At 45.3% G+C, this 22,386-nt stretch carries 16 protein-coding genes; 8 read left to right on the forward strand and 8 right to left on the reverse strand.

Annotated features, from left to right (window positions below; translation table 11 throughout):
- Positions 1-7 precede the first annotated feature (7 nt).
- The 4 genes from oppC (at position 8) to AC6R16_RS08300 (ending at position 4,048) form a co-directional block, all read left to right on the forward strand.
- Complete coding sequence (gene oppC, locus AC6R16_RS08285; protein WP_494504756.1) at positions 8-910, forward strand: oligopeptide ABC transporter permease OppC; 903 nt, start codon at positions 8-10, stop codon at positions 908-910.
- A 50-nt stretch (positions 911-960) separates the two neighbouring features.
- Entirely contained in the window at positions 961-1,932 is a 972-nt protein-coding gene (locus AC6R16_RS08290) for an ABC transporter ATP-binding protein (RefSeq protein WP_272785302.1), read from the forward strand.
- Positions 1,929-2,921 (forward strand): murein tripeptide/oligopeptide ABC transporter ATP binding protein OppF, encoded by a 993-nt coding sequence (oppF, locus tag AC6R16_RS08295; protein WP_004747474.1) that lies wholly within the window; start codon positions 1,929-1,931, stop codon positions 2,919-2,921. The genes AC6R16_RS08290 and oppF overlap by 4 nt, the downstream gene beginning before the upstream one ends.
- A 173-nt stretch (positions 2,922-3,094) precedes the next feature.
- A complete protein-coding gene (locus AC6R16_RS08300; protein WP_500674100.1) occupies positions 3,095-4,048 on the forward strand; it encodes a glutathione S-transferase family protein in 954 nt (317 codons plus the stop codon).
- On the opposite strand, the gene AC6R16_RS08305 is transcribed toward AC6R16_RS08300, so the two are convergent.
- From AC6R16_RS08305 to AC6R16_RS08315, 3 genes are all read right to left on the reverse strand, one after another.
- Entirely contained in the window at positions 4,013-5,050 is a 1,038-nt protein-coding gene (locus tag AC6R16_RS08305) for a GGDEF domain-containing protein (RefSeq protein ID WP_500674101.1), read from the reverse strand. The genes AC6R16_RS08300 and AC6R16_RS08305 overlap by 36 nt on opposite strands.
- A 138-nt stretch (positions 5,051-5,188) precedes the next feature.
- On the reverse strand, positions 5,189-7,354 hold the full coding sequence (gene pta, locus AC6R16_RS08310) for a phosphate acetyltransferase (RefSeq protein WP_500674102.1): 2,166 nt from the start codon (positions 7,352-7,354) through the stop codon (positions 5,189-5,191).
- Between the two features lie 119 nt (positions 7,355-7,473).
- Positions 7,474-8,670, reverse strand: a complete 1,197-nt coding sequence (locus tag AC6R16_RS08315) for an acetate kinase (protein WP_500674103.1) — start codon at positions 8,668-8,670, stop codon at positions 7,474-7,476.
- A 346-nt stretch (positions 8,671-9,016) separates the two neighbouring features.
- Between AC6R16_RS08315 and yfbV the strand changes: the two genes are divergently transcribed.
- A complete protein-coding gene (gene yfbV / locus AC6R16_RS08320) occupies positions 9,017-9,469 on the forward strand; it encodes a terminus macrodomain insulation protein YfbV (RefSeq protein ID WP_500674104.1) in 453 nt (150 codons plus the stop codon).
- A gap of 348 nt (positions 9,470-9,817) precedes the next feature.
- Here the strand turns inward: yfbV and ald are convergent, their stop codons facing one another.
- Positions 9,818-10,942 (reverse strand): alanine dehydrogenase, encoded by a 1,125-nt coding sequence (gene ald / locus AC6R16_RS08325; protein WP_500674105.1) that lies wholly within the window; start codon positions 10,940-10,942, stop codon positions 9,818-9,820.
- 174 nt (positions 10,943-11,116) lie between these two features.
- Between ald and lrp the strand changes: the two genes are divergently transcribed.
- Positions 11,117-11,611, forward strand: a complete 495-nt coding sequence (gene lrp / locus AC6R16_RS08330; protein WP_004414493.1) for a leucine-responsive transcriptional regulator Lrp — start codon at positions 11,117-11,119, stop codon at positions 11,609-11,611.
- 183 nt (positions 11,612-11,794) lie between these two features.
- Entirely contained in the window at positions 11,795-14,740 is a 2,946-nt protein-coding gene (locus AC6R16_RS08335) for a DNA translocase FtsK (RefSeq protein ID WP_500674106.1), read from the forward strand.
- A 345-nt stretch (positions 14,741-15,085) separates the two neighbouring features.
- On the opposite strand, the gene dsbB is transcribed toward AC6R16_RS08335, so the two are convergent.
- Together dsbB and nhaB are read right to left on the reverse strand one after the other, a co-directional pair.
- The gene (gene dsbB, locus AC6R16_RS08340) at positions 15,086-15,604 is read right to left on the reverse strand and encodes a disulfide bond formation protein DsbB (protein WP_500674107.1); all 519 of its coding nucleotides are present in this window, start codon (positions 15,602-15,604) and stop codon (positions 15,086-15,088) included.
- Positions 15,605-15,696: 92 nt separating this feature from the next.
- The gene (gene nhaB, locus AC6R16_RS08345; RefSeq protein ID WP_500674108.1) at positions 15,697-17,286 is read right to left on the reverse strand and encodes a Na(+)/H(+) antiporter NhaB; all 1,590 of its coding nucleotides are present in this window, start codon (positions 17,284-17,286) and stop codon (positions 15,697-15,699) included.
- Positions 17,287-17,961: 675 nt separating this feature from the next.
- On the opposite strand from nhaB, the gene fadR reads away from it, so the two are divergent.
- A complete protein-coding gene (fadR, locus tag AC6R16_RS08350; protein WP_500641835.1) occupies positions 17,962-18,801 on the forward strand; it encodes a fatty acid metabolism transcriptional regulator FadR in 840 nt (279 codons plus the stop codon).
- 69 nt (positions 18,802-18,870) lie between these two features.
- Here the strand turns inward: fadR and AC6R16_RS08355 are convergent, their stop codons facing one another.
- Positions 18,871-20,043: a DUF1887 family protein gene (locus AC6R16_RS08355; RefSeq protein ID WP_500641836.1), complete on the reverse strand. Its 1,173-nt coding sequence runs from the start codon at positions 20,041-20,043 to the stop codon at positions 18,871-18,873.
- 143 nt (positions 20,044-20,186) lie between these two features.
- Positions 20,187-22,178, reverse strand: coding sequence for a methyl-accepting chemotaxis protein (locus AC6R16_RS08360; protein WP_500674109.1), 1,992 nt, complete (start codon positions 22,176-22,178; stop codon positions 20,187-20,189).
- Positions 22,179-22,386 lie beyond the last annotated feature (208 nt).

Here is a 22,386-nt window from a genome sequence, read left to right on the forward strand (position 1 = left end):
TTTGGTTATGTTAACGAAAAAAGAAAACCTAGAAGCGATTGAAAAGTTCTCTGAAAACTTAGAGATCGAAGGTCGCAGTCTATGGCAAGATGCTCGTATCCGCTTTATGCGTAACAAAGCGGCGATGGTGAGCTTGTTTATCCTATTCTTAATGACGCTAGCGGTAATCGTTTTACCGACTATTGCGCCATTCACTTATGATGATACTGACTGGTACGCGATGCACGTTGGTCCAAACGCAGAACACTGGTTTGGTACTGATAGTTTAGGTCGTGACCTTTACGTTCGTACCTTAATTGGTGGCCGAATCTCTCTGATGGTTGGCGTGATGGGTGCGTTTGTAGCGGTATTGATTGGTACGCTTTACGGTGCAGCTTCTGGCTTCATTGGCGGTAAAGTAGACCGAATCATGATGCGTATCCTTGAGATCCTTTACGCAGTACCGTTTATGTTCCTAGTTATCGTACTAGTAACCTTCTTCGGTCGTAACATCATTCTTATCTTCGTCGCTATCGGTGCAATTGCATGGCTAGATATGGCACGTATCGTACGTGGTCAGACGCTTAGCTTACGCAGTAAAGAGTTCATCGAAGCAGCGCACGTTTGTGGTGTGAGCAAGTGGAAAATCATCACTCGTCACATCGTGCCAAACGTACTGGGTATTGTAGCGGTTTACTCAACGCTTCTAATCCCAAGCATGATTTTGACTGAATCATTCTTATCATTCCTTGGTCTTGGTGTTCAGGAGCCGATGACAAGTTGGGGTGCGCTTCTTCAAGAAGGTGCACAGACAATGGAAGTAGCAATCTGGCAGCTTACATTCCCAGCAATATTCATGGTTGTGACTCTCTTCTGTTTCAACTATGTCGGTGACGGCCTGCGCGATGCGCTGGATCCAAAAGACAGATAATCAAAAAGCAATAAATTACAAAATCTATAAAAAAGATTAAGGAAGCAATGATGAGCTTATTAGATGTCAAAGATCTGCGTGTCGAATTTACCACTCAAGATGGTATCGTCACCGCAGTAAACGATTTAAATTTTTCTCTGAATCAGGGCGAGACTCTAGGTATCGTAGGTGAATCTGGTTCAGGCAAATCTCAGACTGTATTCGCTATCATGGGACTACTGGCAAAGAACGGTATTATCTCAGGTAGCGCAAAATTCGAAGGTAATGAAATTCTTAACCTTCCAGAAAAAGCACTCAACAAAGTACGTGCAGAACAGATCGCAATGATCTTCCAAGACCCAATGACGTCGCTTAACCCTTACATGAAGGTTAGTGATCAGTTAATGGAAGTACTTATGCTTCACAAAGGCATGGGTAAAGCGGAAGCGTTCGAAGAATCTGTACGCATGCTTGAAGCGGTGAAAATTCCAGAAGCGCGTAAGCGTATCACTATGTACCCGCACGAGTTCTCAGGCGGTATGCGTCAGCGTGTGATGATCGCTATGGCTCTGTTGTGTCGTCCAAAACTGTTGATTGCGGATGAGCCGACAACAGCTCTAGACGTAACGGTACAAGCTCAGATCATGGATCTGCTTAACGAGCTGAAATCGGAGTTTAACACTGCGATTATCATGATCACTCATGACCTTGGTGTGGTTGCAGGTTCGTGTGACAAAGTACTAGTTATGTACGCTGGTCGTACAATGGAGTACGGTACGGTCGATGAAATCTTCTACAACCCAAGCCACCCATACGCTGAAGGTCTGCTAAAAGCAATTCCTCGTCTGGATACAGAGGGTGAAATTCTACCAACGATTCCAGGCAACCCGCCTAACTTACTTCGTCTACCACAAGGCTGCCCTTATCAAGAGCGTTGCCACCGTGTAATGGATCGTTGTAAGCAAGAAGCGCCAATCTTGACGCCATTTGGTGAAGGTCGTCAGCGCGCATGTTTTTCTGAATGGGAGGCTTGGAGCAAATGAGTGTAGATAAGAACCTAATCCTAGATGTTAAAGATCTTAAAGTTCACTTTAGTATCGCATCAAAATCTGCTTGGCCTTGGTCAAAGCCTGCAAACCTTAAAGCAGTAGACGGCGTAAACGTCCGTTTATATGAAGGTGAAACCTTAGGCGTAGTAGGCGAGTCTGGTTGTGGTAAATCGACTTTCGCGCGTGCAATCATTGGTCTTGTTGAAGCGACTGACGGTGACGTAATGTGGCTTGGTCAAGACCTGACTAAGATGCAAGAAATCCAGCGCCGTGAAACGCGCAAAGAAATTCAAATGATTTTCCAAGATCCTTTGGCATCGCTCAACCCGCGTATGACAGTAGGTGACATCATTGCTGAGCCATTGGAAACCTTCTATCCAGAGCTTTCGAAAGATGAAGTGAAAACTCGTGTTAAAGAGATGATGGCGAAAGTAGGTCTACTACCAAACGTAATCAACCGTTACCCTCACGAGTTCTCAGGTGGTCAGTGTCAGCGTATCGGTATTGCTCGCGCGTTGATTCTTAAGCCTAAGATGATCATTTGTGATGAACCTGTATCGGCGCTAGACGTGTCAATCCAAGCTCAGGTTGTAAACCTACTTAAAGAGTTACAGAAAGAACTTGGCTTATCACTAGTATTCATCGCCCACGATTTGTCGGTAGTGAAACACATCTCTGACCGAGTGTTAGTTATGTACCTTGGCAATGCAGTAGAGCTTGGGGAAGCCGAAGCCTTGTTTGCGGATCCTAAGCACCCGTACACTCGCGCGCTTATGTCTGCAGTACCGATTCCTGATCCAAAGCTTGAGCGCAACAAGCACATCGAGATGCTAGAAGGCGACCTTCCATCACCAATTAGTCCTCCTTCGGGTTGTGTGTTCCGTACGCGTTGTCCTCAGGCGACGGAAGCGTGTGCTCAAACTAAGCCTGCTATCGAAGGTAACGACGTTCATGCCGTGTCTTGCTTGCACGTGAGCGTATAATTTCAGCCTGTGACGGGCTTAAGCGCGGCATCCTTACGGGGTCGCGCTTTTTTTGTATAGTCACTTTCTACTATTCAAATAATTCGAACAACTAAACCAACTGTCTCTAACCACCTGTGTTGCGTATTTATTTATACTCAATTTATTCAAAGAATTCGGGTTAGGAGACAATAATGGGTAAGCTAGTTGAAGGCGTATGGCATGATGTGTGGTACGACACCAAATCGAGCAATGGTAAGTTCGTTCGCGAAGATGCTGGGTTTAGAAATTGGGTAGAAAACAAACCTGATGCTCAGTTCCAACCAGAATCAGGGCGTTATCATCTCTACGTTTCGCTTGCCTGTCCTTGGGCTCATCGCACTCTGATTTTTAGAAAGCTAAAAGGGCTTGAAGAGCATATTGACGTCACCGTTGTCTGCCCTGACATGATGGGTGAAGGTTGGCAAATGGGGTTGCCTGAGCCTCTGTTTGGTCATACACGCATGCACCAAATCTATACGCAAGCCAAACCAGACTACACGGGTCGCGTAACGGTGCCGGTACTTTGGGATAAGAAACACAACACCATTGTCAGCAATGAGTCTTCTGAAATCATTCGTATGTTTAACTCTGAGTTTAATGAACTCACGGGTAATACAGCTGATTACTATCCGCAAGAGAAGCGCGAAATCATTGAAGAGTGGAATGCTTATGTCTACCCCCATGTTAACAATGGCGTTTACCGCTGTGGATTTGCCACAACCCAAGATGCCTATGAAGAAGCCTACAACCACCTGTTTGAATTGCTAGACAGATTGGATGATCATCTAGCGAAAAGCCGCTACCTTGCTGGTGACAGCATTACTGAAGCCGACTGGCGCTTGTTTACCACGCTGATCCGTTTTGATGCCGTTTATGTTGGACACTTTAAATGTAATAAGAAACGTATCGCGGATTACGCTAATCTTAACGGTTATATGAAAGAGTTGTATCAGGTGCCCGGTATCAAAGAGACAACCGATTTCTACCACATTAAACGCCACTACTACTTTAGCCACACAGGGATTAACCCGACACAAGTTGTTCCTCTTGGTCCTGAGCTAGATTTAACTTCACCCCACGGCCGAGATTTGGTTAGTGGTGCTTGATAACACGATTTGATCTCTGCCCTGTGCCTTTGCTTGGTATAGGGCTTGATCCGTTTCTGCCATGGTTTGATCGAGCAGAATGCTGTCGTTCACCACGATTAGTTCTCTTAATCCGGCACTGAAAGAGACGCGAATCTCTTGATGGTTGAAGTCGATTTTAAGTTGCTTTACCGCGAGTCGAATCGATTCGCTCATCTCCATTGCTTGTTCTTCATTTTTTGCGCATAGCAAAACACAAAATTCCTCACCGCCTACACGATAAAAGTATTCAGCATTAGGTTGCGAAAGGACCGCTTTACTCACCGACTTCAATACTTCATCCCCACACGCATGACCGTAATTGTCGTTGACTTGTTTAAAATGGTCGAGGTCAATATGCAGTAAGTAGTGATGACTCAGAAACTCAGGATGATGGGAGAAATCATTCTCCATACACAATCGATTTCTTGCACCAGTCAAAGGGTCAAGCAGAGCGGCATCACTGAGTTTTTGCTGTGTTTTGGCTCTGACATCTTCATGCACAAAGGCGATGGCCCAAATCAAAATGTAGGGGATGGCAAAGTTAAACGTCGTATGTGCGGTTGAATGAACGATGGGCGGATAGGAAAGGAATATAGAGACAACGATAAGGAAAAAGGCAAAAGTGACGGCTGACCCGACATATCGATTCAATAAGATGTGGAAGACGGGAGGCATACAAAAAGTCCAGAACACCAGTATCGAATAGCCCTTCGCCACCGCCAAGCTGTAGATCAAAATCAGGCTCAGACCGCAGATCAGTAAAGCCGAATACCAAGGTTTGTAATGGCCAAATTGAATTCTCAGATAGATAAACAAGCAGAGCAGGGTATAAGCAAAATCTATGTAGCCAAACTTCGGTACGTCCCAGATAAAGAAGTTAACTATGGTAAAGCCTGCGCCAGTAATTGCGAGGAAAAAGCTGGTGGTCTTAAGGACGCTTCTTTCAACAGTATCTGTAGTGGAAAATAGCTTGAGTGCCATTTGATTTCCTTTTCGAACGATGAACCTAAAGTGTAGCAACAGGCTGAGAAAAGGTGACGATATCAGCGAGATACCTAAATCCACAGATATAAAAAACCCTCGCAGGAGCGAGGGTTTGAAGTACTCAGATGAGAGAGATTAGTTAACCACTTTCTCTTCTGCTTGAGCCGCTTGGTCTGCTTGGATTGCAGTTAGAGCTACTGTGTATACGATGTCGTCTACGAGCGCGCCGCGAGACAGGTCGTTTACAGGCTTACGCATGCCCTGAAGCATTGGACCGATAGATACTAGGTCTGCTGAACGTTGTACCGCTTTGTACGTCGTGTTACCTGTGTTTAGGTCAGGGAATACGAATACAGTCGCTTTACCTGCTACTGGAGAGTTTGGCGCTTTAGAAGCGGCAACATTTTCCATGATAGCTGCGTCGTACTGTAGCGGACCGTCGATAACAAGATCAGGACGTTTCTCTTGAGCAAGCTTAGTTGCTTCACGTACTTTATCTACGTCTGCACCCTTACCAGATTCACCGGTAGAGTACGAGATCATTGCAACGCGAGGGTCGATACCGAATGCTGCTGCAGAATCAGCAGATTGGATAGCGATTTCAGCCAACTGTTCAGCTGTCGGGTCTGGGTTGATCGCACAGTCACCGTAAACCAATACTTGGTCAGGTAGCAGCATGAAGAATACAGAAGATACGATAGACGCATCAGGAGCAGTCTTGATGATCTGGAACGGAGGAACGATAGTGTTTGCTGTGGTGTGAACAGCGCCAGAAACTAGGCCGTCAACTTCGTCGTTCTCAAGCATCATTGTGCCTAGGAATACTGAATCTTGTAGCTTCTCGCGAGCAACAACTTCAGTCATACCTTTCGCGCCACGTAGTTCAACTAGGCGAGCAACGTAGTTTTCACGAACTTCATCAGAGTTGATGATCGTTACGCCAGCACCTAGCTCAACGCCTTGTTGTGCAGCAACGCGACGGATTTCGTCTGGGTTACCTAGAAGCACACATTCAGCGATGCCGCGCTCAGCACAGATAGCCGCAGCTTTAACTGTACGTGGTTCGTCACCTTCAGGAAGAACGATACGCTTACCTGCTTTACGAGCGAACTCAGTTAGCTGGTAACGGAATGCCGGTGGACTTAGGCGACGAGACTTCTGCGTACCCTCAGTCATAGATTCGATCCAGTTGCCATCGATGTTGCCAGCAACGTGCTCGTTGATGAACTCGATACGCTCTTTATCGTCTGCAGGTACTTCGATAGAGAAGCTCTGTAGGTTTAGAGACGTCTGCCAAGTGTTACCTTGTGCTTTGAAGATCGGTAGACCTGAATCAAATGCTGGCTTACATAGACCTGCGATTTCTTCTGGAATGTCGTAACCGCCAGTTAGAAGTACTGCACCGATTTCAACACCGTTCATTGCTGCTAGAGCTGCTGCAACGATTACGTCTGGACGGTCTGCTGAAGTTACAAGTAGAGAGCCTGGTTTGAAGTGCTCAATCATGTTTGGCAGAGAACGTGCACAGAATGTGATGCTCTTAATACGACGCGTGGCGATGTCACCAGCGTTGATAATATCAGCGTTTAGGTGCTCAGCCATGTCGATTGCACGTGTTGCGATTAGGTCGATGCTCCATGGCACACAACCTAGTACACGAATTGGAGAAGTGTTGAAGATTTCCATCACTTTCATTTCGTTTTGCTTCGCGCTATCCGCATCGTCAAAGATTTCAGATAGGTCAGGGCGAGTACGGCCAGCTTCGTCAACAGGAGCGTTTAGCTTGTTGATGATAACGCCAGAGATGTTTTTGTTCTTAGTGCCGCCGAAGTTAGAACATGCTACTTCGATACGTTCTTTAAGTTGCGCTGGGTTATCTGTGCCAGGAGTCGCTACAAGAACGATCTCTGCGCCAAGTGTTGCAGCAATTTCTGCGTTCACTTGGTTAGCAAATGGGTGTTTACGAGTTGGTACAAGACCTTCGATTAGCGTAACGTCCGCATCTTTGTTGATTTGGTTGTAACGCTCAACCACTGTTTCAAGCAGCTCATCCATGTTGTCGTTACCGATTAGGCTTTCAGCAACAGACATCATCATAGGTTGGCCGATCTTCACATCGCTGTTCGCGCCAACGATAGTTGAAGTTAGATCAGGTTGATCGCCGCCAGAACGTGGCTGACAGATTGGCTTGTAAAAAGAAACTTTAACGCCTTTGCGCTCCATTGCGCGAAGAACACCCATGCTTACGCTAGTAAGACCAACACCAGCACTTGCAGGGATAAGCATAATAGTACGAGACATTCGTAGAGTACCTATAGCTATTGGGATAAAAGCTTAACTGCGTATTCCTTACTGTGTGGAATAGGAGTTAAGCCCCTTAGTTAGAAAACCGGCTGACGATTGTCAGCCGGTTAAGTCAATTAAAGACCTGCTAGTTCTGCAGTGTCTTCAGCGATAACTAGCTCTTCGTTAGTAGAGATAACCATTGCTGGGATACGGCTGTTTTCAGTCGTGATAGTACCTTCGCCGCCGAAACGTGCTTTCAGGTTAGCTTCACCGTCAACTTCGATACCGAAGATACCTAGGCGGTTTAGAACCATTTCACGGATAGGACCAGAGTTTTCGCCGATACCACCAGTGAATACGATCGCGTCTAGGCGACCTTCTAGAGATGCAGTGTAGCCAGCAACGTATTTCGCTAGGCGGTGGCAGAATACGTCCATCGCGCGAGTTGCTTCTTCTTTTTCACCGTAGTTGTCTTCAACGAAACGACAGTCAGAAGTCACTTCAGTAAGGCCAGCTAGACCAGACTCTTTAGTTAGCATGTTGTTGATTTTATCAACAGAGTAGCCAAGAGTGTCGTGTAGGTGGAAGATGATCGCAGGATCGATGTCACCACAACGCGTACCCATTACTAGACCTTCTAGTGGAGTTAGACCCATAGAAGTATCTACTGACTTACCGTTCTTAACAGCACAAACTGAAGCACCGTTACCTAGGTGACAGTTAATGATGTTTACTTCGTCAACTGGTTTGCCAAGGATGTTAGCAATTTCACGAGTGATAAATAGGTGAGAAGTACCGTGCATGCCGTAACGACGGATGCCGTGCTCTTTGTACAGGTTGTATGGAAGAGCGTATAGGTAAGACTCTTCAGGCATTGTTTGGTGGAAAGCAGTGTCAAACACAGCAACGTTTTTCAGTGCTGGGAAAGATTTTTGTGCTGCTTTGATGCCGATGATGTGAGCAGGGTTGTGAAGAGGTGCAAGTGTTGCACAGTCTTCGATGCCTTTAAGCACGTCGTCAGTAATTAGTGCAGACTGAGTGAACTTCTCGCCGCCGTGTACAACACGGTGACCGATTGCTGCTAGGTTCTCAGAAAGCTCTGGCTTAGAAGCAAGAATAGTTTCTACCATGAACGCTAGAGCTTCTTCGTGAGCTGCGCCGTCGCCTAGTTGAGCTTCGTGCTTACCATCAAGTTTCCACTTGATGCGAGCTTCTGGAAGGTGCAGACATTCTGCAAGACCTGTTAGATGCTCATCACCGTTTTCTGCATCAACAACAGCAAATTTAAGAGAAGAACTACCGCAGTTTAAAACTAAAACTAGCTTTGACATGAGTGACTACCTGTAATAATCAGTTAGGATAAAAATTAATCACAAGAATAGACGATGCTATAGAAGCTGCGTACTAATCTTGGTCAAAAAAACTTCGAATTCCGTATAAAAGAGAGTGATGATCCAAATCACCACCCTTGCATCCGCTGCAGAAAGGTCTCAAGAGTTGCTTAAATTGTAAATAACGGCAACAATGAGATTGTGGGTCCGCAAAGGATAACGATAATAAGCAATGATAACAAAAAAAATTTGAAAGAATATTAACTTTCATCAATTTTTTGTCCGTTTAGTTGAAAGTTTCAACTAAATTTTAGTTTAGGACCCTGTACTGGAGTGAGAGAGCCCTATGAGTAATAAAGCCGGTTTAGTTCATAGTCTACGAGATGGACAAAAGTACATGGATACTTGGCCAATGCGTAAAGAGCTTAATTTGCTGTTTCCAGAGCAGCGAATCATTAAAGCGACGCGTTTCGGTGTAAAAGTGATGCCAGCGATTGCGGCAATCAGTGTCTTAACTCAAATGGCGTTCAATAATTATCAATCTATGCCTCAGGCTGTCATCATTGCACTGTTTGCTATTAGTATGCCTATTCAAGGCATATGGTGGCTTGGCAACCGTGCCAACACGAAACTTCCACCTGCGCTTGCCGGTTGGTATCGCGAAATCTACCAAAAAATAGTTGAAAGCGGCTGCGCGCTAGAGCCTATGAAATCTCGCCCTCGTTATAAAGAGCTCGCTCAGATCCTTAACCGCGCTTTTCGTCAGCTAGATAAAAATGCTTTGGAGCGTTGGTTTTAAGAGAGGGAGTGGGCTGCGCCCTGCGAGAAGCTAGAACGCAGCGCTCGAGACCAGACTTCGTCCTTCGAGATGTACTCGTGGTAAGTGTGCCGAAAGTTGCTAGCAGTGTTGGTTTCTGTTTTAGCGTAATTATCTAAAATTATAAGAAAAGGGTTGGTATTAAGTGCCACTCCTTTAAAATTTTCTCGCTTCTCGCTTCTCGCTTCTCGCTTCTCGCTTCTCGCTTCTCGCTTCTCGCTTCTCGCTTCTCGCTTCTCGCTTCTCGCTTCTCGCTTCTCGCTTCTCGCTTCTAGCATAAAAAAACGCCCACCGAAGTGAGCGTTTTCTCTTATTTAATACTATTCAACATTAGTTGAACATTGCGATAGCGTCAGCTGGGTCTACGTATTCTAGATCGAAGCTTTCTGCTACTTCTTTACACGTTACTTTACCGTGGATTACGTTTAGACCTTCTAGGAAGCCGTTGTCTGCTAGAAGCGCTTCGCGGTAGCCTTTGTTCGCTAGCTTAACGATGTAAGGTAGCGTAGCGTTGTTTAGTGCGAACGTAGAAGTACGAGCAACAGCGCCTGGCATGTTAGCAACACAGTAGTGAACTACGTCATCAACGATGTAAGTAGGGTCTGCGTGTGTTGTTGCGTGTGAAGTTTCAAAACAGCCGCCTTGGTCGATTGCAACGTCTACGACTGCTGCACCTGGCTTCATCTTAGCGATGTGCTCTTTTGTCACTAGTTTAGGTGCTGCAGCGCCTGGAATTAGAACTGCACCGATCACTAGGTCAGCTTCTAGAACATGCTTCTCAATAGCATCTTCTGTAGAGTAAACCACTTTTGCACGACCTTGGAACTCTTCATCAAGACGACGTAGTGTATCAACGTTGCGATCAAGGATAGTTACGTCTGCGCGAAGACCAACAGCCATACGAGCTGCGTTAGCACCAACAACACCGCCGCCTACGACGACAACTTTCGCTGGCTCAACGCCTGGTACACCACCTAGTAGAAGACCACGACCACCGTGAGATTTCTCTAAAGTTTGTGCACCTGCTTGAATAGACATGCGACCTGCTACCTCAGACATTGGAGCAAGTAGTGGCAAGCGACCCATATTATCTGTTACAGTCTCATATGCTATACAGATAGCTTTGCTCTTGATTAGCTCTTCAGTTTGTGGAAAATCTGGTGCTAGGTGCAAATAAGTAAATAAAATTTGCCCTTCTCGAAGCATAGCTCGCTCGACAGCTTGAGGTTCTTTAACCTTTACAATCATTTCTGCTTGCGCGAAAACGTCAGCAGCGGTAGGAAGAATGGATGCGCCTACAGCGATGTAATCATCGTCTGAAAAACCGATGCCTGAACCGGCATTAGTTTCAACAAAAACTTGGTGACCTTGAGACACTAGCTCGCGAACGCTCGCTGGGATCATGCCAACACGGTATTCGTGGTTTTTGATTTCCTTAGGTACGCCAATGATCATCCTGACTCCTCATTTTATATTGGTTGTATAAACTATATTAGTTGTATTAACTGTGTGTAGGGTAATTCTGTCGAATTAATATCTAGTATAGATATGATTGGATAAAATTTGATACTGAATATTAAAAAGTTGTAGTATATTTTTTTGCAAGGAAGTAATAAGGTGGAATAAAAAATGGCAGACAACAATAAAAAGCCGTCCAAGGATCTAGATCGCATCGACCGCAACATTCTTAATGAGTTGCAGAAAGATGGTCGTATTTCGAATGTAGAGCTTTCAAAACGAGTGGGTCTTTCTCCAACTCCGTGTTTGGAACGTGTGCGTCGCCTAGAGCGTCAAGGTTATATTACGGGCTATACAGCATTGCTAAACCCGCAATACCTAGATGCTTCGCTTTTGGTATTCGTAGAGATCACACTTAACCGTGGTGCGCCAGATGTGTTTGAACAGTTCAACACAGCGGTTCAGAAACTTGATGACATTCAAGAGTGTCATTTAGTATCGGGTGACTTTGACTACCTACTTAAGACTCGTGTATCTGACATGAGTGCTTACCGAAAGTTGTTGGGTGATACGCTTCTACGCTTACCAGGGGTAAACGACACACGTACTTACGTAGTTATGGAAGAAGTGAAACAAACGAATCAGTTGGTCATCAAAACTCGCTAATTCAAGCATGAGTTTGGCTTAAAGTCTTAATAGCTTTCCATATTCTGACTTTAAGCAATTGGGTTTTGTCCCTTGATATGGTTAAATCGATAGTCCGAGTAGCATAGCTGCTCGGACTATTTTTTTCCGACCAATCAGGATGACTTCTGAATCGATTGGTGTTTTATAAAGATAAAGTTGGTTATGTTCAAAGAGACCAAAAATAAAGTAGAAACGATCATTAAGACGGGAGAAGAGTCTCAACCGTCCCGCCTGAGCGGTCCTCAGCGCCTTCAAGAATGCAGTTTGATCGTAATCGTTCTTGCCTCAATTTTGCTTTCAGTCGCACTTTTCACATTTAGCGCTGCCGATCCGTCATGGTCTCAAACCGCTTGGGGGGGAGAGATAAATAATGCTGGTGGTCTAGTTGGGGCTTGGCTAGCTGATACACTCTTTTTTACCTTTGGCTCATTAGCGTATGTGATTCCTTTTGTGGTAACCGGTACAGCTTGGGCAATGCTGCGTAACCGTGATGAAGATGAATCAATCGACTTTATGCTTTGGGGAACGCGTTTACTCGGATTAACAATTCTTATTCTAACCAGTTGTGGTTTAGCGGATATCAACTTCGATGACATCTGGTACTTCTCTTCAGGTGGTGTGATTGGCGATGTACTGACCAGCCTTGCGCTACCGACTTTAAATGTGCTTGGCTCCACGCTTGTCTTTCTATTTCTATGGGGCGCGGGTTTCACGCTCCTAACTGGCATCTCTTGGTTATCCATTGTCGATTGGTTGGGTGAGGGCGCGATTCGATTGTTCACTAGCCTAATCAACAAAATACGTGGACGCGAGGATGAAACGCTAGAAGCTGAGCTCAATAACTATGATTATGAAACCGAAACGAGGCCAGTCATTGCTGAAGAACAACGTGAAGCTCACGAATCAGCAGAGCACATAGAAGAAACCAACGCTGAACGACGTCGTTATAACATTCATATGCCTGAAACTGCCGCAGCCTCAGCGCTAGCGACTACAGCAATGGCACAGCCACTGACACAAGAAATCGCTGAGACTATTGAAGAGCCAGCTTATGCAGGCGAAATCACTAACACTGTTATCGAAGATTCGATTGAGACAGACTTTGAGCGCAGCAAACACCTTGGGGCGACTATTGAAGATCTTGAGCGCGCCGCGATGAATGGTGATGAGCTTCCTCAAGTCGCTCAGCCGCCGCAACCAGAAGAGTCTTTCTATGAACAGCCGCAAGTTGAAGAGACTGCAAGTGAGCCACCTGCATTAAACCAGCCAGAGCAAGCGGTTACAGAAGCTGTTGAAGTCGCTGACGCTAATGACTTGCCGTGGGTTGAAGAGGTCGCCGAAGAAGAGATTGTTCAGCCAAGGATTAATCCATCTGAACTGGAACAGATTTCATCAGATATTGAACCAGAAGATGATTATCAGGAACCTGTTATATCATCATTTGATGTCGCTGAAGAAAGCGTAACGGTCACCGAAGAGGTAGAGTCAACATTACCAGAGGATGTAGACGCTGCAGCATTGCACAATATGGTTGCAGAAGCGCAAGCTAAAGTTGTCGCTCAGCAAAACCCATTCTTAGTACAACAAGAAGCGAATCTTCCAAAACCCGCTGAACCGATGCCGACTCTTGAGTTGCTGTACCACCCTGAAAAGCGTGAGAACTTTATTGACCGAGAAGCATTGGAGAATATTGCACGTTTGGTCGAAGCGAAACTGGCTGACTATAAGATTAAAGCGACAGTCGTGGATATCTTCCCGGGCCCGGTAATTACACGCTTTGAGCTCGACCTCGCTCCCGGCGTTAAAGTGAGCCGTATATCCGGTCTATCGATGGATTTAGCGCGCTCACTCTCTGCTATGGCGGTTCGTGTTGTTGAAGTGATACCGGGTAAACCTTATGTGGGGCTTGAGTTGCCAAACATGAGCAGACAGACGGTGTTCTTCTCAGATGTTGTCGGCAGTCAGCAGTTTATTGAAGCCAAATCACCAACAACAGTTGTACTTGGCCAAGATATTGCGGGTGAAGCTGTGGTGGCTGATTTGTCGAAGATGCCACACGTGCTCGTCGCAGGTACAACGGGCTCAGGTAAGTCTGTGGGTGTAAACGTGATGATCTTGAGCATGCTCTACAAGGCAACGCCTGAAGATGTTCGCTTTATCATGATTGACCCGAAAATGCTTGAGCTATCGGTGTACGAAGGTATTCCACATCTTCTGTCTGAAGTGGTTACTGACATGAAAGACGCATCGAATGCGCTGCGTTGGTGTGTCGGTGAAATGGAACGTCGCTATAAGCTGATGTCTGCTCTCGGTGTTCGTAACATTAAAGGTTTTAACGACAAGCTTAAGATGGCAGCTGAGGCAGGGCACCCAATTCACGACCCTCTATGGCAAGCTGGCGACAGTATGGATGAACATCCTCCATTGCTTGAGAAGTTGCCTTACATTGTTGTGATTGTCGACGAATTTGCCGACTTAATGATGGTGGTAGGTAAAAAGGTAGAGGAACTGATTGCTCGTCTAGCGCAGAAAGCGCGTGCAGCGGGTATTCACCTGATCCTCGCGACTCAGCGCCCATCCGTTGATGTTATCACTGGGCTTATCAAAGCGAATATTCCTACTCGGGTTGCGTTTACCGTATCCACTAAGACGGACTCGCGCACCATCCTTGACCAAGGCGGTGCGGAATCGCTACTGGGTATGGGTGATATGCTCTATCTCCCACCGGGTTCTAGCCATACCGTTCGTGTGCATGGCGCATTTGCCTCTGATGATGATGTGCATGCGGTAGTCAACAACTGGAAAGCACGCGGTAAGCCGAACTATATCGACGAAATTACTAATGGTGACCAAGGCCCTGAAGCACTCCTGCCTGGCGAGAAGCCAGAAGGTGAGGAAGAGATGGACCCGCTATTTGATCAAGTTGTTGAGCATGTTGTGCAGTCTCGTCGTGGTTCGGTATCAGGTGTACAGCGTCGCTTTAAGATAGGCTACAACCGAGCTGCACGTATCGTTGAACAGTTAGAAGCGCAAGGTATTGTGAGTGCGCCAGGCCATAACGGTAACCGCGAAGTGCTTGCTCCTGCTCCCGGGCGTGAGATGAATTAATTTAGAACGGGCTCCGCCCTCCGAGATAAGACAAAGCAGGGTGTTCTGAATCGAGATTGTAATGCCTCTAAGAGGTCGTCATTCCATAGACCGACGAAGGAGGGAGTAGGGAATCTCTATGGTCTCTTAGCTTAATTTTGGGAGATCCCCAACTCGGTCGTCCCTCCCTCTTGAGGACGACTTGTGTTTACGTAAAGGGTTGATGTTTAGCATTCTCTAGTTTCCCGTAAGACAAAGTCTGCTCCCGACTCCGTTTTCCATAGCGAAGCGTTCCTGCCTCATTCCAAACCAAAAAGGGCTGACATATTATGTCAGCCCTTCATTTTTGTGCGTTTCCGCCTCTCGCTACTTGCTCTTCACAAACTGCGCGACCACAAAAGGTACCAATGCAATTAGGTATGCAGAGAAAATGATCACTAACCATTGTGGCATTGAAAGACCTAAGAACTGCCACACGACCTTACCGCAGTCACCAAATGCTTCAAATAGCCAAGGTGCCCATTGGTTCAGTGGTGCCCAATCTGGGAAGCTGACGAATAAATCACAAGTCTTAAAAGGTGAAGGGTTAAATTGGTAATCAACATGCTCAAGTGAAAGCATCAGACCTTGATAAGCGCTTGCGCCCCAAGCGATAAAACCAAGCCAACGGAATGCTGTGTTATGCGGAGCAATTAAACCAATTAGTGCGGCTCCTCCAACACCAAACATAGCCACACGCTCATAAATACACATCACACAGGGTGAAAGCATCATGACATGCTGAAAAAACAGGGCACATGCTTCAAAGAAAATGATGGAAAGCAGTAGTAGCAACCAAGATAGTCGCCCTTGAGAAAATGTTTTTAGAGTGGAAAGAATGTTCACACAGATATCCTGTAATAAAAAAGCTCTGGGTAATCAGAGCTTTTTATCGTGTAAAAGTTTCGGTATCAACTAAAACTTTTTAATAATTTAGATTAGTGTCCGCTTGAGACTGCAGGAGTCAACTCTCCGACGTGCGCTGAAATCCAACCCGCGTCATAGAACCAAGCTGTCATCGGCTCGACAAAAAACACGATACCTGCAAGACCAACAAGAGCCAGTACGATGGTATAAGGCAGCGCCATTACTACCATACGACCGTAAGAAAGGCGGATAAGAGGTGCTAGTGCAGAGGTCAATAGGAATAGGAATGCCGCTTGACCGTTTGGTGTTGCAACTGAAGGTAGGTTAGTACCTGTGTTGATAGCAACCGCTAATAGATCGAACTGGTCACGAGTGATAACCCCTTCAATAAGAGCAGTTTTCACTTCGTTAATGTATACCGTGCCGACGAACACGTTATCTGAAACCATCGAAAGTATGCCATTAGCGACATAGAACAGCGCTAGCTGAGTGCCTTTGTCTTCTACGTGTAGTACGGCGTCTATAACAGGCTTAAATAGTTGCTGGTCGATGATAACGGCTACAACAGCAAAGAACACGGCAAGAAGCGCGGTAAATGGTAAGGCTTCTTCAAACGCTTTACCCATAGAGTGCTCTTCGATTACACCAGTAAAGGCAGTCGCTAAGATGATAACAGATAGGCCAATTAGACCGACTGCTGCAAGGTGAAGCGCTAGACCAACGATAAGCCATACTGCAATAAAGCCTTGAACCCACAGTTTAGCAAAGTCTTGCTTGGTACGCGTTTTACGCTCTTCACGGTCGAAATCTACTAGGATTTGACGAACATTCTCAGGTAGGCGAGCACCGTAGCCAAAGACTTTTAGCTTCTCGACCAGTACACAGGTAATCAGGCCGCAGACAAATACGGGTGCAGTAACGGGTAGCATACGAATGATGAACTCACCGAATTGCCAACCTGCTTGGTCCGCAATGATGAGGTTTTGCGGTTCACCTACCATGGTCATTACGCCACCGAGTGCCGTACCGACACCCGCATGCATAAGTAGCGAGCGAAGGAATGCGCGGTAATTTTCTAAATCATCACGTGTGAGCTCAGACAAGTGATCATCTTGAGTATGATCATGCGAGGCATGAGGGCCCTGACCAGAAGCAACTTTATGATAAATAGCATAGAAACCAACCGCCACGCTGATAACAACCGCAATGACAGTTAGTGCATCTAAGAAGGCTGAAAGGAAGGCAGCAGCAAAACAGAATGCAAGGGAAAGCATGCTTTTAGAGCGGATACCCAGAAGAATCTTGGTAAAGATGAATAGCAGCAACTGCTTCATGAAGTAGATGCCTGCAACCATAAAGACAAGCAGTAGCAGTACTTCGATGTTCGCCACAAGTTCGTGTTTAACTTGTTCTGGGCTTGTCATGCCTATGGCGATAGCTTCGATGGCAAGTAAACCACCAGGCTGAAGAGGGTAACACTTAAGTGCCATTGCGAGGGTGAAGATAAACTCTGCGACTAGCAGCCAACCTGCAACGAAAGGATCGACAAAAAAGAAAACAATTGGGTTAATGACTAAAAATGAAATGATGGCAACTTTGTACCAATCTGGGGCCTTACCAAGAAAATTCTTAATAAATGCATTTCCGAGTGACATCGGCATGATTTAGATACTCTTAATGTTGTTATGAATAGACACTGCACGCGCTTGTATCCATTTAATCGGAAACTTGAGAATTTCTGACCAGTGGAAATATACCCGTAGGTAGAAAACAAACCCGATTCAACAGTGACTTAGAAAAACAACATTCCGTTCACGATCATGTGGTCTTGCCAAGTCACTCCCTGAGAAAGACAAGCACTCCTTTACTTTGGTCGCCACTGTACTCTTCAACACAATTTAGTCAACGAGAAAATTGTGTTGAGTATTTTATTCGCTAACTTTTGTTTAAAAACGCGATCAAAGTTGCGTAAACATATCACGAGAGTTGTGAAAAACAATGGTTAATGCAAGCAAAACGACGAAAGCATAGAATAAGAAAGAATATGTAATTATATTGAATGGAAATGACAGTTTAATTATGTAATTTTACAAACTTAATTTTTGCGGCTGAAATGCCTAATGGTGGGCTCTGCGGGATGTTTTTTATTTGTTAAATATGAAAATTATCCTATTTCATAACCCAATATGTTTCAATAAAATCTGCATAGCGTTAGAGTTAATGCTCTATTGTGGTTTTGCCGCACGTTTACTGTGTGGTGGTTTCCGATATAGAAAAACTAGTGGTATGATGAGTTCTATTAGACCCATAAAAATACAAGTTTGGATAAGATATAAATGGTCATTAAGGCAAAGAGCCCAGCAGGATTCGCAGAGAAATACATTATTGAAAGTATTTGGAAAGGGCGATTCCCACCTGGTTCTATTTTACCAGCAGAACGCGAGCTCTCTGAACTAATTGGCGTAACGCGTACAACTCTACGAGAAGTACTCCAACGTTTAGCGCGTGATGGTTGGTTAACGATTCAACATGGTAAACCGACGCGTGTTAACCAGTTTATGGAAACGTCTGGTCTTCATATTCTGGATACGTTAATGACGTTGGACGCAGATAATGCGACTTCAATTGTTGAAGATTTGCTTGCAGCACGCACAAACATCAGTCCTATCTTTATGCGCTATGCGTTTAAAGCCAATAAAGAAAACTCTGAGAAAACCATTTCTAGTGTGATCAGCTCGTGTGAGGCTTTGGTCAATGCTGAGTCGTGGGATGTTTTCATGGAGTCGTCTCCTTACGCTGAAAAAATTCGTCAGCATGTTAAAGATGATGGTGAGAAAGATGAGTTAAAGCGCCAAGCCGTACTGGTTGCGAAAACATTCAACTTTTACGACTACATGCTTTTCCAACGTTTAGCGTTCCATTCAGGTAACCAAATCTATGGTTTGATCTTTAATGGTCTAAAGAAACTGTACGATCGTGTCGGTAGTTACTACTTTTCGAACCCACAGGCTCGTGACTTAGCCCTACAGTTCTACCGAGACTTACTTGAGGTGTGTGAAACCGGTAATCGTGACCAAATTCTAATTGTAGTGCGCCACTATGGCATGGAGAGTGCTCAGATTTGGAACCAGATGAAGACGACTCTGCCAACAAACTTTACTGAAGATGACAGTTAAATAGAGCTTGTCGCTTTCGTATTAAAAAAAACCGCCAGTTGGCGGTTTTTTATTGTTCATAATCTGTTTTTAGCAGTCAGCACAGGCTTCATCTCGGCCGCCAGCTTCAGTGAACCAAGCCGCTAAGTGTGACTTAAGGTCTTTAAGCTCATCTGGGCCGATAAGTGCTAAACCTAAGTCTTCTGCTCGAGTGATATCGTTATGACGAAGAGGGCGGAAGCTAACCAGCATGGCACGAGCTTGCAAGCCACCGAGCAAATCACGAAGCGATTCAAGTTTATACAAGGTATCGTCACCATCATCACGCATTCCTTTCGTCTTACACTCGATGATGTGAAGTTTATTGTTAACGACTGAAGCTACATCCAGTTCGTTACGCACTTCGCGCTCCCCAAGTTGACGGTAAACTTGAACGTTAAGTGAGCGGTCTTGAATGGTCGGCATATCTTGTTGGATCTGACGAACTGTGCTGTGAACGAGAGTTTCGAGCCATTCTCCGTTAGAGAAACGGCGCGCGTCTTCGTTGGCAAAGGTCAATACGCCGCCATGATAGGTCGCGATTTCGGCTTCAACTAAGTCACTAAGCAGCATATTCAGCTCGCGATAACCTTGTTGTTTTTCCGATAGCTCAACATCAAGACGCTGTTCTTTACGACAAGTTGTCGCAAGATAGTTGAGTGTGGCAAGGCCGGGGCCTAACTCTAATGCATTGCTTGCCCAACGCTCTCCGAGCTCATACAGTTTCTGATCAAGTTGAGGGGGTAATTCTTGGTCACTGAATTCACCGCGAGCTCCGAACACGGTAAGGTAGTCATCGATGGTGATTCTGTCCTGAACTTGAGTATCTTCTTTACCGTCAGGATAAAGCCAACATAGACGGTCACTGTTTGGTTCAACAACGAAAATAGGCCAGTGATAGGTGCGGAAAATCTCGTAGACCGATAGTAGGCGATGGCGAAGTCCACAGCTTGCATTCAGCTTAACTTCTTCGCCTCTTGCTTTTAGGTCTTCTGCAAGAATTGAAACGGCTTGCTTAATCTTTGATGGATTCGCGACGTTAGGAATTTCAAAAAACTCCGAGGTGATGTTCCTTTTGCTCAACACGCTGTGCAGACGTAGATACATATCTTCCTGAGCAGGGACTCCAATGAAAACGATATGATCGCTTACGGTGCGATTATCAAGAAGTGGAGTGACCAAGCGAATCGGGTCTTGATCGATGATGCCAACATGAACAGCCATAGTTTTTCCTCATGTTTGGCTTGCGAGAGAGTGAAAGAAAAGTGGGCAAGCCTATAAACCATATAATGACATGGGATATAAAAAACAAGGGCGGCTATGAAAAATAGCCGCCCAATCTCAATAAATTACATTGTTCTGACTTTCTAGAGCTTAAACCTATGGACCAACTCACCTTGTTGGTTCGCCAGTGAGGAAAGGTTATCACTCGTCTGAGCTATTTGTGCCATGGCTTGATAGCTTGAGTCGGCAATAAGATTGATCTCTTCGATATTACGAGCAATATCGCCAGTCGTCTCACTCTGTTCAGCCGCCGCTTGAGAGATATGGCCGCTCATTTGGCTAATCTCCATGATAAGCCCTTGGATCTCTTCCATTGCACTATTGGCATTAGAAGCTTGCTCCACTGAAAGCTCCATATCATCCATACAGCTTTGAATCACCTTATTGGCTGATGTTGAGCTACTTTGAAGATTGCTGATCATATTTTCAATTTCCGAGGTAGACTCTGTTGTACGTTGAGCCAACACTCGAACTTCATCAGCGACCACCGCAAAGCCGCGGCCTTGTTCACCAGCACGAGCTGCTTCGATAGCTGCATTCAATGCCAACAGGTTGGTCTGTTCGGCAATATTCCGAATAACATCTAGGATACTGCCGATTTGGCTACTCATTGCTTGCAGGTCTTTAACCGCATCAACAGACTGGGTGAGGCGCGTTTCAAGTTGATTGATAGTCGTAATGTTGGTGCCCATGATATGGCGGCCAGATTCAGAAGCTTTTTCGACTTGCTCTACCATTTGTTGTGAGCTTTGAGCGCTTTGTGCGACCTCTTGAACAGAATGCGCCATCTCGGTCATAGCGGTTGCAACATTTGCCGTCTGTTCACGTTGCTGGCTGAGCTGTGATTGCGCTTGAGATGAGGTTTGTTGGTTGGTTGTTGCTGTTTGAGTCAGATCATCGGACGCATCATTGAGCTTGACCAAAATGCCATGAAGGTTATCGGCTAGAGAATTAATATGGTTGCTAACGCGGCTGAACTCATTGTTGTAGCGAATCTCGATACGCTTGGTCATATCGCCTTCAGTAAGTGACTCAAGAGTGCCAAGAATGCGAGTGAGTGGGTCGCGTACGCTATGTGCAATATGATATCCAATCGCGATAGCCATTAAGATAACGATCGCGCCAATTGCAATTGAGCGAACCACCCCCTGTTCGTATACATCACCGGCTTCTTGTAGCGACGCATTTAAGCCTTGTTTTGCGACTTCACTGAATGAGTCAAGTACGGCCATGGTCGCATCAACCTGCTGAGTCAGACTCGCGATATTGGCGTACAGGGCATCTTTAGCCAATAGGTAAGCACTGTGTTGGTCTAATACGCCTCCTTTCTTACCGACATCACGAGTAAACTGTTGAACTGATTCGTCAAACGCCTTTTTTATTTCCGGCATTTGCGTTGTTAATCCGCGGTAGGCGTAGTTAAGGTGGGTGACGGCTTTCTTATTCTTCGCTACCGCTTTAGTCACCAACTCTGTATCACTGCTTGCTAAAGCATCTGAAGTGGTGAGTTCAGCATCTTTTAGTTTGATAAAATAGCTTTTGGCCATCACTTTAACTGAAATGCTGCTTTGGTCATCAACATACTCTTTCATTCCGACACTTAATTCAGAATGCAGGCGTTGGAAGCGTCGAGTAGACTGTTGTACTTCCTCTTGCGCGGTAAACATCGCGCGATAATTGCCCATTGCTTGTTCTGCTTCAGCGAAGTAACTCAGTTCCATCTCTTTGAGTTGGACAATTGACTGCTCTAGTTCAGCTTGGCCGACGCTTACTTGTTCTAACGCTGTTAGCTGTTGGTTATATGCTTCTTTCTTTTGAGCGAATTGCTCTGAAAGTTGATCCATGCGCTCAAAGCTTTGAGTTGTCAAAAAGTCTTTAAAAAGTTTGTCGGCAGACAATAAAGCAACGCTGGTTTGGTTTGATTGTGAAACTAGTGGCAGCGAGGTGTTTGAGACACCTTCGAAGTTTTGGTGGATTTGTTGCATTCCTCGCATCATCATCAACGTCGTAACGATGAACATAATAATGATCAATGCAAACCCAGCGTACATGCGCCTAATCACTGAGCCCTTCATAGATCTCTCCCTGTAATTATAAAGTCTTAAAAAATTAACAAAAAGAAAGCCATTGTATTGATACCGAGACACACATTTTTTGACGCACAATACATATTTAGCTAGTGAGTAATAACGGATTGTCGAATAAGTGAACTGAACAGCGTTTTTTATTGTGATTTTGCGAAGCTTGACGCATACTCGTTTCAACTCAATCAACAACAAGTGT

Source organism: Vibrio sp. R10-SG3-ISO10, from assembly GCF_059834185.1.

What these genes read in the sequence shown, in the direction of transcription:
- fadR (WP_500641835.1), top strand. Translation starts at nt 17,962, where the DNA reads ATGGTCATTAAGGCAAAGAGCCCAGCAGGATTCGCAGAGAAATACATT.
- AC6R16_RS08355 (WP_500641836.1), bottom strand. Translation starts at nt 20,043, where the DNA reads ATGGCTGTTCATGTTGGCATCATCGATCAAGACCCGATTCGCTTGGTC.
- yfbV (WP_500674104.1), top strand. Translation starts at nt 9,017, where the DNA reads ATGAGTAATAAAGCCGGTTTAGTTCATAGTCTACGAGATGGACAAAAG.
- AC6R16_RS08335 (WP_500674106.1), top strand. Translation starts at nt 11,795, where the DNA reads ATGTTCAAAGAGACCAAAAATAAAGTAGAAACGATCATTAAGACGGGA.
- nhaB (WP_500674108.1), bottom strand. Translation starts at nt 17,286, where the DNA reads ATGCCGATGTCACTCGGAAATGCATTTATTAAGAATTTTCTTGGTAAG.
- ald (WP_500674105.1), bottom strand. Translation starts at nt 10,942, where the DNA reads ATGATCATTGGCGTACCTAAGGAAATCAAAAACCACGAATACCGTGTT.
- oppF (WP_004747474.1), top strand. Translation starts at nt 1,929, where the DNA reads ATGAGTGTAGATAAGAACCTAATCCTAGATGTTAAAGATCTTAAAGTT.
- AC6R16_RS08360 (WP_500674109.1), bottom strand. Translation starts at nt 22,178, where the DNA reads ATGAAGGGCTCAGTGATTAGGCGCATGTACGCTGGGTTTGCATTGATC.
- lrp (WP_004414493.1), top strand. Translation starts at nt 11,117, where the DNA reads ATGGCAGACAACAATAAAAAGCCGTCCAAGGATCTAGATCGCATCGAC.
- AC6R16_RS08300 (WP_500674100.1), top strand. Translation starts at nt 3,095, where the DNA reads ATGGGTAAGCTAGTTGAAGGCGTATGGCATGATGTGTGGTACGACACC.
- AC6R16_RS08315 (WP_500674103.1), bottom strand. Translation starts at nt 8,670, where the DNA reads ATGTCAAAGCTAGTTTTAGTTTTAAACTGCGGTAGTTCTTCTCTTAAA.
- oppC (WP_494504756.1), top strand. Translation starts at nt 8, where the DNA reads ATGTTAACGAAAAAAGAAAACCTAGAAGCGATTGAAAAGTTCTCTGAA.
- pta (WP_500674102.1), bottom strand. Translation starts at nt 7,354, where the DNA reads ATGTCTCGTACTATTATGCTTATCCCTGCAAGTGCTGGTGTTGGTCTT.
- AC6R16_RS08290 (WP_272785302.1), top strand. Translation starts at nt 961, where the DNA reads ATGAGCTTATTAGATGTCAAAGATCTGCGTGTCGAATTTACCACTCAA.
- AC6R16_RS08305 (WP_500674101.1), bottom strand. Translation starts at nt 5,050, where the DNA reads ATGGCACTCAAGCTATTTTCCACTACAGATACTGTTGAAAGAAGCGTC.